Consider the following 15,031-nt stretch of genomic DNA (forward strand, 5'->3'; position numbering starts at 1 on the left):
GTGCTTTACTCATTCCATTCATGTAGTCACTATATTTTTGGAGCAACACCATGACTGTTCTGATTCTCGGCGCCCGCGGCAAGATCGCCCAGCTCGTCGCGACCGGCCTGCAGACGGCCGGCACGCCCGTACGACTCGCCGGCCGCGCTGGTCGGCCGGCGCCCGACGGCGTACTCGAATACGACCCGGCCAACCCCGCACCGGTACTCGATGGCGTCAACCAGGTCTTCCTGTACGCCGATCCGTCGCACGCCGAGGCCTTCGTCACCGCGGCCGAGTCGGCCGGCGTCAAGCAGGTCGTACTGCTCTCGTCCGCCGCCTCGCAGGACGGCACGGCCGACGCAGCGACCGACCCGCACGGCGCCGCAGAGGCGATCCTCGCGACCGGGTCATTCGCGACGACGTTCCTGCAGCCGGGCGCGTTCATGACGAATGCCTTGTACTGGGCGTACCCGATCCGCGCCACGGGCGAGGTCCGGATGCCTTACCTGGACGCCGAGGAGGCCCCGATCCACGAGCGCGATATCGCCGACGTGGCTGTCGAGGTGCTCCGCGCGGGACCCGGCGGGCCGCATGACGGCCAGGGCTACGAGCTGGCCGGCCCGGAGTCGATGACCCGCCGTCGTCAGATCGAGCTCATCGCCGAGATCACCGGCGTACCGGCGAAGCCCGTCGACCTCACTCCCGCGGAGGGGCGTGCCGAGTTGGCCAAGGCGTTCGGCGACGGGCCATTGCTCGATTCGCTGATGTCTTACTGGTCTTCACGGGTGGGCATTCCGTATCCGCTCAACGACCGGGTCGCGCGGCTCACCGGCCACCCTGCCCGGACGTACACCGACTGGCTGACCGAGCACGCCGCCAGCTTCAGCGTTGGCGCCTAAGGCAGGATCGCGTCGACGTAGCCGCCGTCGACGCGGATCGCGCCACCGGTCGTCGCGGAGGCCAGGTCCGAGCTGAGGTAGACGATCAGGTTGCCGATCTCGTTCGGCTCGATCAGGCGCTGGATCAGCGATTGCGGGCGGTGCTCGCGCATGAACTGGCGCTGCGCCTCCTCCCACGGCCGGTCATCCCCGACCAGCTCGGCCACGAACTCCTCGACGCCCGGCGTATGCGTCGGTCCGGCGATGACCGAGTTCACGGTGACACCGGTGCCCGCGGCGACCTTCGCGAAGCCGCGGCTCACGCCCAGCAGGGCGGTCTTGGTCACGCCGTAATGGACCATCTCGATCGGGATCACCACGGCCGAATCGCTCGCGATGTTCATGATCCGACCCCAACCGCGCTCCATCATGGCGGGCAGGTACATCCGGATCAGCCGCACCGCCGAGAGCACGTTCACCTCGAAGTAGCGCGACCACTCCTCATCGGAGATCTCCAGCGCGGGCTGGCTGCCGAAGATGCCAAGGTTGTTGACCAGAATGTCGATCTGCCCAGCCTGAGCCTGGAGGGCGGCGGCACCTTCGGCGGTGGCCAGGTCGGCCGCGATGGCGACGACGTCCGCGTCCGGCAGCTCATTGGTGATGGACTTGGCGGCCTCGTCGGTCTTGTCCTGGCTCCGGCCATTCACGATCACGGTCGCGCCGGCCCGGGCCAGCTCGGTGGCGATCGCGAGCCCGATCCCCTGGCTCGATCCGGTGACAAGAGCACGACGACCAGTCAGGTTGATCTCCATAACGCCCATCCTGCCATCGGACCGCCGCCACCCAAGGGAGATCCGCCGCCGGCTACAGGATCAGGCATGTGGTGGTCGCGTGCGCGATCAATTTCCCTTGCTCATCAAGGACTTTGCCCTCTGCAGTCGCGGTACGACGCCCGGCGTGAATGACAGTGCCAGTCGCGGTAAGGGTCTGCCCGTTGGTCTGCGCCGTGCGGATGTAATTCACCTTGAGCTCCAACGTCGTATAGCCAACACCGGCCGCCAACGTCGTATGCACCGCACACCCGAGAGCGGAGTCCAGCAGAGTCGCCGCAATACCGCCATGGACCGTACCGAGCGGATTCGCAAAGTCCGGACGAGTATCGAGCGAGATGACAACGCGGCCGTGCTCAACCTCATCAAAACGCATACCAAGCAACCGCCCAATGGACGGAATATCAGCCGGCCGCTCCGTCTGCACCCACCGCATCAGCTCCAGCCCAGACAACGACGCGAAATCAATAGCCGTCATACTCACACTCCTTGTTCTGCAGGGAATTCTTGCTTAGCTCGTTCGCCTTGCTTTGCTCGGTCGCCTTACTTTGTTTCGGCGCCGCGATCTGGCCGGGCGTCTTGATCGGCGCGGGCGTTGGCTAGGGCGTGCAGCAGGAGGTCGCGGATCTCGCCGGCGGCAGCTTCCAAGGGGGCGATACTCCGCTCAGCTCGGCACATGACCACGGCCCCCTCGATCGCCGCGAGGACGAACGCGGCCAGCCGCTTACCTCGCTCGGCTGACAGCCCATTCCGCACGAACAGAACCACAAGCGCGTCCTGCCACCGAGCGAACACCGCGGCCGCAGAACGAGCCAACTGCGGAGCATCATCGTTCGCCTCCACCGCCACCGCCACGATCGGGCAGCCGGCCCGGAAGTCACTCTTGAGCAACCGCTCCCGCCAGACCGCGAAGAACGCGTCGATACCCTCCACCGGATCATCGGCCTGCGTGCCAGTCTCGATCATCCCCGCGATGAAGTCCCCGGCGTACGCCACCGTCTCGTCGATCAACTGCGCCCGACCGCCGGGAAAGTGGTGATACACCGATCCACGAGGCGCCCCGCTGTGCTCAAGCACCCGATCGATGCTGGTCCCACTGGCGCCGAACTCACCCAACAGCGCCGCCGCACTCAACACCATCCGCTCACGACTATTGCCCCTACGCGCATTCACCACGCACACCTCCCTAAGCCCTTCACGCGGATTACCGAAGGGTAACTATGTTGTATGCCATATTCAAGAAGACGAACCGTCCGACTTACCGCCTAGCCAAGACGGGGGTTCAGCGAGGGCGCGTCGCAGCCAAGATGGGACGACTCAGCCTGGGGCGAGGGAGGAGCTCAGTCGAGGCGGGCAGCTGGGGCAAGTAGCTGAGGCGGGCGGGCAGCCGAGACCGGAGGTTCAGCCGGAGGGAGGCTCAGCAGGAGTTGGGGGTCAGTTGAGGCGGATGATGGCGGCGGCGTTTGAGGTGATCTCCGGGGTGGTGTCCCAGCCGGGTGGTTCGAAGGGCAGGTCGACGGTTGAGGTCAGTGTGACGATGACCGTTTGGCCGTCGACCGTGGTGGACCAGGTCAGGCCGTCGAACGTTGATTCCGCGTTGACTGCTTCGAGGTATTCGCCGGTCAGGCGGGTCGCCTCGTCGAGGTCGATCTCGGCGGTGGCGCCGGTCTGGTCGCGGTGGAGGGCGAGGCCGTTGGCGGCGGCTAGTACGGCGCCGTCTGCCGTGGCGTCGAGGTCGCGCCGTACTAGGAAGGCCTTCGAGATATCCGTGACTACGGCGACCATCAGCAGTACGACGGCTGCGAAACCGATGATCAGCACGGTCATCTGTCCCCGCTCATCCCGTCCACGCGCAAGACGGGCACCACGCGCAGGACGGCCGGGACGGGTAGGACACGCAAGACGGTCAGGACTGTCAGGACGCACAGGCCGGGCAGGGCGCGCGGGATGGCGGGTCATCGGTCGGCCTTTGATTCGCGATAGTCGCCGTATGACTCGGTGTGCTCGGACTTGATCTGTACGGCGGGTCGATCGTCGCCGATGAAGTCCGGAATGAGCGGCAGCGGCACGGAAGTCGACAACACCACCGTCACCGTCGATCCAGGCTCAAGGCAGGCCGGTGAGCAGGTGATGGCCAGTTGTTCGCGCGCCAGGTCCATGCCCTGGTCGGCCATCGCGAGGCGGGCCGCTTCGAAGGCGCGCTCCCGCGATTCGGCCACGCCGCTCTCGTCAGGTCCGATGATGAAGGCGCGCCCGGCAGCCCGCGTCGCGGCGGTCGCGCCGTACGACGCTCGTTGCACGTCGAAGACCGCGAGCAGTACGTAGATCAGCGGCACCAGCAACAAGATCGCGAGCCACGAGAACTCGACGACGGCCGTACCCCGCTCATCCCGACGGCGGACCGTCATTGGCCGGTCTCCTTCGAGGCGCGGGCCGTCATTGGCCGGTCTCCTTGATGGCGTGGCCGCGGACGGTGAAGGCGAGGCCCGGTCCCCACAGCCCTAGTGGCGGCATGTGCGCGTTTACGACGACGCGAACGGCGGGTTGGCCGTTGAGGTCGATCGCCTCGGCGCGGATGTCGTCGATCAGTTCATCTTGTACGACACCGCCGATGAGTGAGCGGGTGCGGAATTCGCCGTCGGACGCGTCTCGGTCGATGACGGCCGCGTAGTGGGCGCCTTCCGAGGCGGCGGCTGCGATGGTGTTGCGCACGTATAGGTAGAGGCCGAGTTGGAGCAGGCCGACGAAGAGCGGGACGACTAGTAACGAGACCAGCACGAAGTCGACCACGGCCGATCCACGCTCACCCCGACCGCGATCGCCCAGACAGCACCCACGGCACCTACGGCCGGACATGGCTTAGTTGCCGGCTTTGGTGACAGCGTCTAGGGCTCGGCGGAGCATGGATTGCAGTTCGGGGCCGACGAAGGCGATGAGGCCGGCTACCAGGCCGGCCGTCATTACGGTGATCAGTACCCAGCCGGGTACGTCGCCGCGCTCGCGCCGGGGTGCCGGGAACAGGGCCAGCTTGAGGCCCACCAGCAGTCTCGTCATCAGCAGTGACATCTCGATCTCTCCTTGCCTAACCGGCCATCAGCCGAATCCCGACAGCGCCGGGGAAGAACGCGAAAACCACGGTCACGGGCAGAACGAGGAACACCACCGGCACCATCATCGCGACCTCGCGACGGGCGCCGTTCTCGATCAGCTCCCGGCGGTTCGCCTCGCGAATGTCGCCCGCCTGGGCCCGCAGTACGTCGGCCAGCGGCGTGCCTCGCTCCAGCGCAACGGCTAGCCCATCGGCGAAGCGGGACAGCGCCACCAACCCGGTCCGATCGGCCAGGGCGTCGAGTGCGCGGACCAGCGACTCCCCCGCACGGGTTTCTGCCAGCACGCGCTGAAGCTCCTGCGCCAGCTCGCCCCGGCTCGATCGCGCTACCCGGTCGAGCGCCGCGGCCGGACCCTCACCGGCAGCGACCGCCAGCGCGAGCATCTCGGCCACGGTCGGCAGCTCGGCCAGCAGGCGCCGCTCGCGCCGACGGACCTGGGACGTCAGATAGGTGTCGCGTGAGAGCACGCCGAGCACCCCGGCCACCGCGCAGAAGATGATCAGGCCGAGCGGATTGCCCTTGCCCGCGGTCAGCGCGATCAACGACATGACCAGGGCGATACCGAAGAAGGCCGCACCCCAGAGGACCTGCTCGATCCGGAATTCCTCAACGCCACGGTCGATTCCGGCTCGCGCGAGCCGTTTTCGCACCGACGCCGCACCACCCAGCAGGCGCTCCAACCGCCTGGCCCCATTGCGCAGCGACGGCTCGAACAACCGCATCAACGCGTGGAACGGCGAGGACGAACTGGTCACCCCGACGAAGACTTCGGGCCCACTGAGATCCCGCAGGTACGGGCTGATCCGGTCGTCGACCGACGGCTTGTGCAGGAATGGCACGCGTCGTACGACGAGCAGCAGGCCGATGCCGAATAACGTGCCGAGCGATCCGCCCAACCACCACGGGCTCATCGCAGCACCCGCTCGGGCTCGGGTAGTCGGCCGATCCGCAGCATCACGCGGTACGCCAATAGGCAGAGAACGGCCCCAATACCGATCACGACGGCTCCGGCAGGTGAGTTGTAGCGCCGGATCACCTCGCCCTGGAACGAGAGCATCGCCAGCACCAGCCACGGCGCCGCGACCGCGACCCGGGCGCCGTTGATCGACCAGGACTGGCGAGCCTCCAGCTCGGATCTGGTCCGCGCGTCGTCGCGCAGGAACGTCGAGAGCGAGCGCAGCAACCGCCCGAGGTCGCCACCGCCTACCTCGCGAGCAATCCGCAAGGCCTCGACCACCCGATCGCCAACCGGATCGGCCAACCGCGCCTTCAACCGGTCGAGCGATTCCGCGAACCGCCCGGTCGAGGCGTAATCCGCGCCGAACCGGCGGAACGGCTCCCGCAACGGCAACGGCCCGCGATCCCCAACCTGCGCGAGAGCCTCCGACAACGAGAGCCCGGCCCGTACGGCGGAGGCGATGTTGTCCACCACGTCCGGCCAAAGCTCACGGAATTCGGCCCGGCGACGACGTACGCGACCCTTGAGCAACGTCACCGGACCGCCGCCAGCGAGTACGCCGAAGACCAGGCCGATCGGCAGCGCGCCCGATACGACGAACATCAGCAGGAATCCGGTCAACCCGGCCATCGCGCAGACCCCGATGAAGGCCCCAGGCGTGACGCCCTCGACGCCGGCCTCGGCGAGCAGCTCGCGACTGGCCGAGGTCAATCGGCCATCAGTCCGCGGGCCGGGCGACGGCGGCACCACGAATGACCAGGCGATCAGCAGCAGGCCGACCCCGAGGAACAGCCCGAGCAGCAAGCCGATCAACGCGCCACTCCCCGCCGATCGGCCAGCAGCGAGTGTGGCGAGTATCCCGCGCGCTGGAACCGCTCCGGATGGGGCAACTGGCCCTCCGCCCGGACGAGCCTGCCCTCGACCGTACTGAAAAGGCTCTCGGTCTCGATCGTCTGCTCCTCGATACGACCGCTGACCGCGACGATCTCGCGGACCCGGCGGTGTCCATCGGCCGCGATATCGAGATGGACGACGAGATCGATGCAGCCAGCCACGGTCGGCAACACGAAGCGGGAGCCGATGTTCTCCCCGGCGAGCAAGGGCAAAGTGCACATCTTGTTCAGCGCCTCGCGAGCCGAGTTCGCATGCAACGAGCACATCCCAGGCAGACCACTGTTCAACGCCAGGAGCAGATCCAGGCACTCCTCACCTCGAACCTCACCGACGATCAGCCGGGACGGGCGCATCCGCAGCGACTCCTTGACCAGGTCGCGGAGCCGGATCTCACCAGTGCCCTCGAGCCCAGCCTGCCGCGTCTGCATCGGCACCCAGTCGGGGATCGGCAGCCGGATCTCGAAGACCTCCTCGCAACTGATCACCCGCTCACTGCCAGGGATGGAACCGGCCAGCGCGTTCAGCATGGTGGTCTTACCGGCTTGCGTGCCACCCGAAACGAGCACGTTCAGCCCGACCGCGACCGAGGCCTCCAGTACGGCGGCCGCGTGCGGCGTGAGCGAACCGAGCGCGACCAGATCCGCCAGCCGGGTCGCGCGCACGGTGAACTTGCGGATGTTGATCGCCGGATGACGATTGGTGATACCGCCGAGCACAACGTGCACCCGGCTGCCGTCGGGGAGACGTGCGTCGGTGAACGGCTGGGACACGTCGATCCGGCGCCCGGTGGTCTTCAGCATCCGCTCGACCAGGTCGCCGACCTCCTCCTCGGTCAGCACCGTGGTGGTCAACTCGTGCCGCCCACCGCGGGCGATGAACACCCGGGACGGCTCGTTGATCCAGATCTCCTCAATTTCCGGGTCATCCAGATAACGCTGCAACGGCCCGAACCCCGCGACCCGGTCGTGCACCTCGCGATGTACGGAGTCGGCGTCCTCGATAGGCGGCACCAGCCCGGTCAGACTGCGCTCGTCGTACTCCTTCACGACCGACGTGACGATCGCCTTCACCGCGCCCGGATCACGCAGTGGGTCGATGCCCTCGCGGCGAACCACGTCGCGCACCTGGGCGTCGATCAGCTCGATCGCACTGCTCCACCCCGGCCGGCGAGCGGCAACTCTCTCCGCGGTCATCGTCTCCCCCGTCTGCTCGGGCCTCCCCAGCGCCTGACGGGTACATCCTCTCAGTGACCACCCCTCTACAGCCAGTCACGATCGCCACCCTGTGGATAACCCTCCCGTCACCCAACATCCGGAGAACCACCTTGGGCGGCTCTCCGGACGGGTGGGTGGCGCTATTTCGCCGGCTTGGCCGGGGGGTTGAGGATGGCGAGGGCTGGGGCCCAGGCGGGTTTGCGGGCCATGGTGGTGAGTTGCTCGACCGTGTACGGCGGGAGAGCGCGGGTCTTGGGGCTGTCCTTCTCGTCGACGGAGTTGAAGGCCATAATGTTCACCCTGAGCCCGTCTGGGCGATAGACCTCAACGCTGTTCGCGACGACGCCTACGTCTCGCGGGTCACCCGGCCCGTAGCTCGGTTCGAGCTTCCTCGAGACCACCAAGGTGCCGTCGGCCAGCTTCCGGCAGGACGCGGGAAGGTCGTCGTCCGTGCAGTTCTTCAAGCTGTGCCGCGCGATCATCGCGTTGACCTCGGCTAGGCCACCGCCATCGTCGATCGTCCAGCTGCCGCCGTTGAAGTCGCCCTTTTCCCCCCAGACGTGCGGGTCGCTGGTCTTGACCTCAGCAGGCAGCACCTTCCGCAAGGTATTGAGGGCGAACCTCGGCTGCCAGGGTTTGGTCGTCGGCTTGGTGGCAGTCGGCCGAGGCGTGGGCTTGGCGGTCGTCTGGCCCGCCACCTGCACCCCACCAGGGGCGGTGTTGCCCGGGCCGATGGACTGGACGGCGACCGCGAAGCCCGCCGTGGCGATCACTGCGCCGGCGGCTGCCGCGGAGACCAGCACGGTACGGCGGCGGCGCATTCGCAGGCCCTGAGCCATTCCACGCTGGACCAGATCGGGTGATTCGGGTGCGAGGCCGTCGGTGGCCCGGCGCATCAGGTCGGAGATGTCGGTCATGGTCTTCCCTCTGTCATCAGGTCTGGTCAGGAGAGGCTGAGGTGGAAGGCATCCGCACCGAGCACGTCGCGCAGCTTGGTCAGGGCGCGGGAGGTGCGGTTGCGGATGGCGCCGGAGCTCTTGCCGAGATCACGCGCGACCTGTTCGACGCTGCGATCTTCGAAGAACCGCAGCACCAGCACGGCACGATCCAGCGGGCTGAGCTCGGCCAGCGCGGCCTGCAGGGATACCCGCAGGGCCTGATCGACCTCACCACTCGCCTGTTCCGGCAGCTCCGCGGTTGGCCGCTCGGTCGAACTCCGCCGCCGCCGCTGGGTGATGAAGGTCCGGGCCAGTACGGTCTGCGCGTAGGCTCCCGGGTTCTCCACCCGGTCGATGCCCTTCCACGCCCGGAACATGCGCGCCAGCGTCTCCTGCACCAGGTCCTCGGCCTGATGGCGGTCACCGGTCAGCAACCAGGCCGTACGGAAGAGCTGCGGTGTTCTCGCCACCGCGAACTCCTCGAAGTCCGTCGTCGGTCTCATCGGCGCCTCTCCGTCGGGGTCTTACAACCCCTTAGACGCCATGAACCCCGAAATGTGTCACACCAAAGATCAGCGGTGGACGAGGGTGTGCTCGAAGGCGTAGCGCGACGCCCGGAACAGGTGGGAGCCGTACTCCACCGCGCGGCCGTGGTCGTCGTACGTGATGCGGGTGGTGGCCAGGAGCGGTGCGCCGGGCTGTTCGCCGAGGAGGCGGGCCTGTTCGGCGGTCGCGGGCAGGGCCGAGATGGTCTGGTGGGCCACCTTCAACCGGACGCCTTCCGCGCGGAGCAACTCGTAAAGGCCGTTGGCGGCGAGGGTGGCGGCGTCGGTGTCGAGCACCTCGGTCGGCAGCCAGTTCCGCATGATGGCGAGCGGTTCGCCATCGGCGCGGCGCAGACGCTCGATCCGCAGGACCCGGTCGCCCTGTTCGCATTGCAGGGCTGTCGCCACGTCCGCGGTAGCGCCGACCGGCCCGAGCCAGAGCACTTCGGTCTCGGGTTTGCGGTTGGTCGCGGCCAGGTCGTCGTACAAGCTCGTGAGTTCGAGCGAACGGCGGACCTGGCCGGCATTGCCGACGACCTGGGTGCCGACACCGCGCTTGCGCACCAGCAGACCCTGGTCGACCAGCCGGGCGATGGCCTGGCGAACCGTTGGACGGCTCAGGCCATACGCCTCGGCGAGGTCGACCTCGTTGCTCAGGCGTGAGCCGACCGGCAGGTCACCTCCGGTGATCGCGGCTTCGAGTTGCTGCGCGAGCTGGACGTGCAACGGCGTTCGACTGGATCTGTCGACGGTGACCTGGACGGTGTTCATCCGGACATCATGGGAGGCTTACGCAGGGTTGTCCAGCAGGGTGCGGACCAGTCGGAGGCCGACCGAGAGGTGGGCCAGTTCCGGGCCGTCGGTCTCGACGATCTCCTCCATCATGGTGGAAGCCCGCTGCAACGCGGTCGCATTGAGGTCCTGCCAGGCGATCACGCGCTCCTCCGACTCCAGCTGGGAATCCGTGCTGGCAAGCACTTGAGCGGTCAACCTCGCATGTACGGCGTGCAGGTCGTCCCGCAACGCCGCCCGCGCCATCGTCTGCCACCGGTCACTGCGCGGCAGCGCGATGATCCGCTCCAGGAAGACGCCCAGCTGCAGGCGTTCGCCCAGTGCGAAGTGGACCCGTGCCACTTCGAGTACGTCGAGACCGTCGCGGGCCGAGGTCTCGACGATGCCGAGCGCGGCGTACGCCGGGGGCAGGATCGCGATCCTGGTGGCGAATTCCGCGCCGACGCCCTTGGCCATCAGGTTCTCCCGGCGCTGCTCGAACAACGCGAGCTCGCGTCCACGCAGCAGATCGGGCAGAGCGTCCTTGACCGTCGCGATCCCCGGACCGAAGTGGTCGACCAGTTCGGCGATATCGACCGGTGGCCGTCGATTGCTGACGAGCCAACGAGTCGCGCGCTCGACCAGTGTGCGGGTCTCCAGCCGCATCCGGCTCTGCGTTTCGGCGTCGACAACGTTGTCCAATTCGGCGTTCCGGGCCAGCAGATCCGGCTGCGCGAAGATCCTGCTGGCGGCGAGGTTCGCCCGGACGACGTCCTCGACCGAACCGCCGGTCTCCAGCGAGAGCCGGTGGAACGCGGTGATACCGGAAGAGTTGACGAACTCGTTCACCACCTGGGTGACGATGATCTCCCGGCGCAGCTGGTGCGCCAGCATCGGCTCGGCGAACCGCTCCTGGATCACCTTCGGGAAATAGCTGACCAGCTTCGACTTCAGGTACTCGTCGTCCGGCAGCGAGGTCTTCAGCAGCTCCGACTCGAGCACGATCTTCGTGTAGGCGATCAGCACGGACAACTCAGGCGCGGTGAGCCCACGCCCGTCCGCCTTACGCCGCTTGAACTCCGCGACACTCGGCAAGAACTCGAGCTCCCGGTCGAGCAGCCCCTGACGCTCCAGCCGCCGTACCCAGTCCTGATGCACGTGCAGCAGAGCCGGGGCCTGGGCGGTCGCGTTGGCCAGGGCGATGTTCTGCCGGTAGTTGCTCTTCAGCACCAGGTCCGCGACCTCGTCGGTCATCGACGCGATCACATCGTTGCGCTGCTTCTCGGTCAGATCGCCATCCGCGACGACCTTGTCCAGCAGGATCTTGATGTTGACCTCGTGGTCGGAGGTGTCCACCCCGGCGACGTTGTCAATGAAGTCGGTGTTGATCCGGCCACCGGTCGCGGCGTACTCGATCCGGCCGAGCTGGGTCAGACCCAGGTTGCCGCCCTCACCGACCGCCTTGGCGCGCAACTGGGCACCGTTGATCCGGATCGCGTCGTTGGCCTTGTCACCGACATCCGCGTGCGTCTCGGCTGCCGCCTTCACGTACGTGCCGATACCGCCGTTCCAGAACAGATCGACCGGCGCCTTCAAGATGGCCTGCATCAGCTCGGCGGGCGTCATCGAGTTGACTTGGCTCTCCAGCCCGAGCGCCTGCGCCACCTCGGCCGAGATCGGGATTGCCTTGTCCGTGCGCGGGTAGATACCGCCACCACTCGAGATCAGCTCGGGCGCGTAGTCCGCCCAGGAAGACCGCGGCAGGTCGAACAAGCGCCGGCGCTCGGCGTACGACTTGGCGGCATCGGGCGTCGGGTCCAGGAAGATGTGCCGGTGGTCGAACGCGGCCACCAGCCGGATGTGCTCCGACAACAGCATGCCGTTGCCGAACACGTCACCCGACATGTCGCCGATCCCGACGACGGTGAAGTCCTCGGCCTGGCAGTTGTGCCCCATCTCGCGGAAGTGCCGCTTGACCGACTCCCAGGCACCACGCGCGGTGATACCCATCGCCTTGTGGTCGTAGCCGACCGAACCACCCGAGGCGAACGCGTCACCCAGCCAGAAGCCGTACTCCTTGGCGACACCGTTCGCGATATCGGAGAACGTCGCCGTGCCCTTGTCGGCCGCGACCACCAGATACGCGTCGTCGGAGTCGTACCGGACCACATCGGCCGGCGGCACGATCTTGTCGCCGACGATGTTGTCGGTGATGTCGAGCAGACCCGAGATGAAGGTCTTGTAGCAGGCGATGCCCTCTTCCATCCAGGCATTGCGGTCCGGGCCCGGCTCGGGCAGTTGCTTGGCGTAGAAGCCGCCCTTCGCACCGACCGGCACGATCACCGAGTTCTTCACCATCTGCGCCTTGACCAGACCGAGCACCTCGGTCCGGAAGTCCTCGCGCCGGTCCGACCAGCGCAGACCACCTCGCGCGACCGCGCCGAAGCGCAGGTGCACACCTTCGACGCGTGGCGAGTAGACGAAGATCTCGTACGCCGGGCGGGGCTCGGGCAGATCCGGAATGGCCTTCGGGTCGAGCTTGAACGAGATGTAGCCACGGTCCTGGCCGTCGGGGCCGGGCTGGAAGTAGTTCGTCCGCAGGGTGGCCTTGATCGCGGTCAGGTACGACCGGAGGATGCGGTCCTCGTCCAGCGACTTCACCGTGTCGAGCGCGGCGTTGATCTCCTTGACCAGCTGGCCGGCGGCGGCCTCTCTGGCCGAGTCGTCGGCCGCACCCAGCGCCGGGTCGAACCTCGTCTCGAACAGCTTGACCAGCAACGCCGCGATATCGACGTGGGCCAGGAAGCTGTTCTCGATGTAGTCCTGGCTGAACGGCGTACCGCCCTGGCGGATGTACTTCTGGTACGCGCGCAGCACCGAGACCTGCCGCCAGGTGAGGAATCCCTTCACCACCAGCGCGTTCAGGTTGTCGCTCTCGGCGCGGCCGTCCCAGACCGCCTGGAACGTCTCCGAGAAGAGCTGCCGCAGATCCTCGTGCACTTCCTCGGTCTCCGGCGCGCGCAGCCCGAAATCATAGATGTACGCCGTGGTGCCGTCGGCGCGGCGGAACTCGTACGGCCGCTCGTCGATCACCTCGACACCCATATGCGTCAGCTTCGGCAGCACCTGCGACAACGACAGCGACGAGCCGGTCCGGTACAGCTTGAACCGTTTCTCGTTGCCCTCGGCATCGATCGGCGAGTAGAGCGACATCGCCAGGCCGTCCGTGGCCGGCAGGTCCTTGAGCTTGCAGACGTCCGCGACGGCCACCTCGGCCCGGAAGTCTTCCTTGTACGCCTGCCCGAAGGAGTCGCCGTACAACCTGGTCAGCTTCGTCGCCGCGACATCCCCGACCTCGTCGTGCAATGCCGCGGCGAAGTCGTCCTCCCAGGCCCGGGTGGTCTCGATCACCTGGCGCTCGAGGTCCTCCGCGTCGTACTCGCCGACCGTCTGGCCCTGCTTCATCCGGACGACGAAGTGCACCCGCGCCAAGACCGACTCGGTCACATGGGCGGCGTAGTCGACCGAGTCCGCGCCGATCGCGTCCTTGAGGATCTCCTGCATCTTGAGCCGGACCGCGGTGGTGTAGCGGTCACGCGGCAGGTAGACCAGGCAGGACAGGTAGCGGTTGTAGACGTCGCGGCGGATGAACAGCTTGACCGCGCGCCGCTCCTGCAGGTGCAGCACGGTCTGGACGATCGGCAGCAGGTCCTCGACGGGAGCCTGCAGCAGCTCGTCGCGCGGGTACGTCTCGAGCACGTCGAGCAAGCCCTTGCCGCTGTGGCTGTTCGCCTCGAACCCGGTCAGCCGGAACAGGTCGAACGCCTTGCGCCGCAGCACCGGCACCTGCATAACGCTCTCGGTGTACGCCGTGGAGGCGAGCAGGCCGATGAACCGCTGCTCGCGGACGGGCTCACCGTTCTCGTCGAAGGTCTTGATGCCGACATAGTCCAGGTACGACGACCGGTGCACGGTCGAGCGCGAATTGGCCTTCGTGAGGATCAGGAGCTTCTTCTCCCGAGCCTTCGCGCTGACCTCGGGCGGCAGCAGGCCGGCGTTCTCGCCTTGTTTCGAGTCGCGGCGCAGGATGCCGAGGCCGGTGCCGGGGACGCCGCGCAGGATGCCCTGGTCGCCCTCCATCGTGAACGCGTATTCGCGGTAACCGAGGAACGTGAAGTGCTCGTCGGCGAGCCACTCGAGTAGCTCCTGGGTCTCCTCGACCTCGGTGTCGTCGACCGGCAGCTCGGACGCGACCAGGCCGGCCGCGATCGCGACGGCCTTGTCGTGCATCTTGGGCCAGTCCTCGACGGCCTCGCGGACGTCGTTCAGCACGCGGCTCAGGTTTTCCTCGAGGCGACGGTGCTCGGCGAGGTCGGGGATGCGATCGATCTCGAGGTGCATCCAGCTCTCGCGGACCAGGTCGTGCCCGTCCGCTGCGGCCGTCTCATCGGCGATGACCTCTTGCAGCGCGCCGGCGATATCGCGGCGGACCACGAACTGCGGGTGCACCAGCAGGTGCAGCGCGATGCCGTTGTCGGCGATCACCATGGAGGCCGAGTCGACCAGGAACGGCATGTCGTCGACGACGATCTCGACCACGGTGTGCCCGTTCGCGGACCAGCCGTGCTCTTCCACGGTCGGGGTGAAGACCTGCACCTTCGCGGTGCCCTGTGGCCGGTGCCCCGCCGACCGGTAATGGTGTCGCGCCGCCCCCAGCACGTCGGTCGGCTGACGACGGCAGATGTCCTCCGCCGCCACGTAGCGGTAGTACCTCTCGAGGAAGGTGGTGAGCTTGGCGGGGTCTACCGCCTTCTCACTCTTCTCGTGCAGGTGTGCTCCAGCCACCACCGCCTTGCCCAGAACGTCCGCCTTCAGAACGTCCAGCTTGTTCTGCATCCCCACTCGTCTCCA

Annotated in this window: 15 protein-coding genes; 1 reads left to right on the forward strand and 14 read right to left on the reverse strand. The window is 67.2% G+C overall.

Features of this window, described 5'->3' with window-relative positions:
* The first annotated feature begins 50 nt into the window (after window positions 1-50).
* Window positions 51-881, forward strand: a complete 831-nt coding sequence (locus OG394_RS17425) for an SDR family oxidoreductase (protein WP_328996428.1) — start codon at window positions 51-53, stop codon at window positions 879-881.
* On the opposite strand, the gene OG394_RS17430 is transcribed toward OG394_RS17425, so the two are convergent.
* The 14 genes from OG394_RS17430 to OG394_RS17495 all read right to left on the reverse strand — a co-directional run bounded on the left by OG394_RS17430 (window position 878) and on the right by OG394_RS17495 (window position 15,016).
* Window positions 878-1,672, reverse strand: a complete 795-nt coding sequence (locus OG394_RS17430; protein WP_328996429.1) for an SDR family NAD(P)-dependent oxidoreductase — start codon at window positions 1,670-1,672, stop codon at window positions 878-880. The two genes, OG394_RS17425 and OG394_RS17430, sit on opposite strands and share 4 nt — an antisense overlap.
* Before the next feature lie 52 nt (window positions 1,673-1,724).
* Window positions 1,725-2,168: a PaaI family thioesterase gene (locus OG394_RS17435; RefSeq protein WP_328996430.1), complete on the reverse strand. Its 444-nt coding sequence runs from the start codon at window positions 2,166-2,168 to the stop codon at window positions 1,725-1,727.
* Between the two features lie 65 nt (window positions 2,169-2,233).
* A complete protein-coding gene (locus OG394_RS17440) occupies window positions 2,234-2,863 on the reverse strand; it encodes a TetR/AcrR family transcriptional regulator (protein ID WP_328996431.1) in 630 nt (209 codons plus the stop codon).
* A gap of 261 nt (window positions 2,864-3,124) precedes the next feature.
* Window positions 3,125-3,517, reverse strand: coding sequence for a pilus assembly protein TadG-related protein (locus OG394_RS17445; protein WP_328996432.1), 393 nt, complete (start codon window positions 3,515-3,517; stop codon window positions 3,125-3,127).
* A 128-nt stretch (window positions 3,518-3,645) separates the two neighbouring features.
* Window positions 3,646-4,098, reverse strand: a complete 453-nt coding sequence (locus OG394_RS17450; protein WP_328996433.1) for a hypothetical protein — start codon at window positions 4,096-4,098, stop codon at window positions 3,646-3,648.
* Window positions 4,099-4,126: 28 nt separating this feature from the next.
* A complete protein-coding gene (locus OG394_RS17455) occupies window positions 4,127-4,480 on the reverse strand; it encodes a TadE/TadG family type IV pilus assembly protein (protein ID WP_328996434.1) in 354 nt (117 codons plus the stop codon).
* Window positions 4,481-4,549: 69 nt separating this feature from the next.
* Window positions 4,550-4,756: a hypothetical protein gene (locus tag OG394_RS17460; RefSeq protein ID WP_328996435.1), complete on the reverse strand. Its 207-nt coding sequence runs from the start codon at window positions 4,754-4,756 to the stop codon at window positions 4,550-4,552.
* Between the two features lie 16 nt (window positions 4,757-4,772).
* Window positions 4,773-5,711 (reverse strand): type II secretion system F family protein, encoded by a 939-nt coding sequence (locus OG394_RS17465; RefSeq protein ID WP_328996436.1) that lies wholly within the window; start codon window positions 5,709-5,711, stop codon window positions 4,773-4,775.
* A complete protein-coding gene (locus tag OG394_RS17470) occupies window positions 5,708-6,571 on the reverse strand; it encodes a type II secretion system F family protein (RefSeq protein ID WP_328996437.1) in 864 nt (287 codons plus the stop codon). Before OG394_RS17470 ends, OG394_RS17465 begins: the two co-directional genes overlap by 4 nt.
* Window positions 6,568-7,845, reverse strand: a complete 1,278-nt coding sequence (locus OG394_RS17475) for a CpaF family protein (RefSeq protein WP_328996438.1) — start codon at window positions 7,843-7,845, stop codon at window positions 6,568-6,570. The genes OG394_RS17470 and OG394_RS17475 overlap by 4 nt, the downstream gene beginning before the upstream one ends.
* A 161-nt stretch (window positions 7,846-8,006) precedes the next feature.
* On the reverse strand, window positions 8,007-8,783 hold the full coding sequence (locus OG394_RS17480) for a hypothetical protein (protein ID WP_328996439.1): 777 nt from the start codon (window positions 8,781-8,783) through the stop codon (window positions 8,007-8,009).
* A gap of 26 nt (window positions 8,784-8,809) precedes the next feature.
* The gene (locus OG394_RS17485; protein WP_328996440.1) at window positions 8,810-9,307 is read right to left on the reverse strand and encodes a SigE family RNA polymerase sigma factor; all 498 of its coding nucleotides are present in this window, start codon (window positions 9,305-9,307) and stop codon (window positions 8,810-8,812) included.
* A 69-nt stretch (window positions 9,308-9,376) separates the two neighbouring features.
* Window positions 9,377-10,120, reverse strand: a complete 744-nt coding sequence (locus OG394_RS17490; RefSeq protein ID WP_328996441.1) for a GntR family transcriptional regulator — start codon at window positions 10,118-10,120, stop codon at window positions 9,377-9,379.
* A gap of 18 nt (window positions 10,121-10,138) precedes the next feature.
* Complete coding sequence (locus OG394_RS17495) at window positions 10,139-15,016, reverse strand: NAD-glutamate dehydrogenase (protein WP_328996442.1); 4,878 nt, start codon at window positions 15,014-15,016, stop codon at window positions 10,139-10,141.
* Between the last annotated feature and the right edge of the window lie 15 nt (window positions 15,017-15,031).

Origin of the sequence: Kribbella sp. NBC_01245 (assembly GCF_036226525.1) — a bacterium.
Lineage (GTDB): Bacteria > Actinomycetota > Actinomycetes > Propionibacteriales > Kribbellaceae > Kribbella.

What these genes read in the sequence shown, in the direction of transcription:
- OG394_RS17445 (WP_328996432.1), bottom strand. Translation starts at nt 3,517, where the DNA reads ATGACCGTGCTGATCATCGGTTTCGCAGCCGTCGTACTGCTGATGGTC.
- OG394_RS17490 (WP_328996441.1), bottom strand. Translation starts at nt 10,120, where the DNA reads ATGAACACCGTCCAGGTCACCGTCGACAGATCCAGTCGAACGCCGTTG.
- OG394_RS17485 (WP_328996440.1), bottom strand. Translation starts at nt 9,307, where the DNA reads ATGAGACCGACGACGGACTTCGAGGAGTTCGCGGTGGCGAGAACACCG.
- OG394_RS17465 (WP_328996436.1), bottom strand. Translation starts at nt 5,711, where the DNA reads ATGAGCCCGTGGTGGTTGGGCGGATCGCTCGGCACGTTATTCGGCATC.
- OG394_RS17480 (WP_328996439.1), bottom strand. Translation starts at nt 8,783, where the DNA reads ATGACCGACATCTCCGACCTGATGCGCCGGGCCACCGACGGCCTCGCA.
- OG394_RS17495 (WP_328996442.1), bottom strand. Translation starts at nt 15,016, where the DNA reads ATGCAGAACAAGCTGGACGTTCTGAAGGCGGACGTTCTGGGCAAGGCG.
- OG394_RS17425 (WP_328996428.1), top strand. Translation starts at nt 51, where the DNA reads ATGACTGTTCTGATTCTCGGCGCCCGCGGCAAGATCGCCCAGCTCGTC.
- OG394_RS17475 (WP_328996438.1), bottom strand. Translation starts at nt 7,845, where the DNA reads ATGACCGCGGAGAGAGTTGCCGCTCGCCGGCCGGGGTGGAGCAGTGCG.
- OG394_RS17435 (WP_328996430.1), bottom strand. Translation starts at nt 2,168, where the DNA reads ATGACGGCTATTGATTTCGCGTCGTTGTCTGGGCTGGAGCTGATGCGG.
- OG394_RS17430 (WP_328996429.1), bottom strand. Translation starts at nt 1,672, where the DNA reads ATGGAGATCAACCTGACTGGTCGTCGTGCTCTTGTCACCGGATCGAGC.
- OG394_RS17460 (WP_328996435.1), bottom strand. Translation starts at nt 4,756, where the DNA reads ATGTCACTGCTGATGACGAGACTGCTGGTGGGCCTCAAGCTGGCCCTG.
- OG394_RS17450 (WP_328996433.1), bottom strand. Translation starts at nt 4,098, where the DNA reads ATGACGGTCCGCCGTCGGGATGAGCGGGGTACGGCCGTCGTCGAGTTC.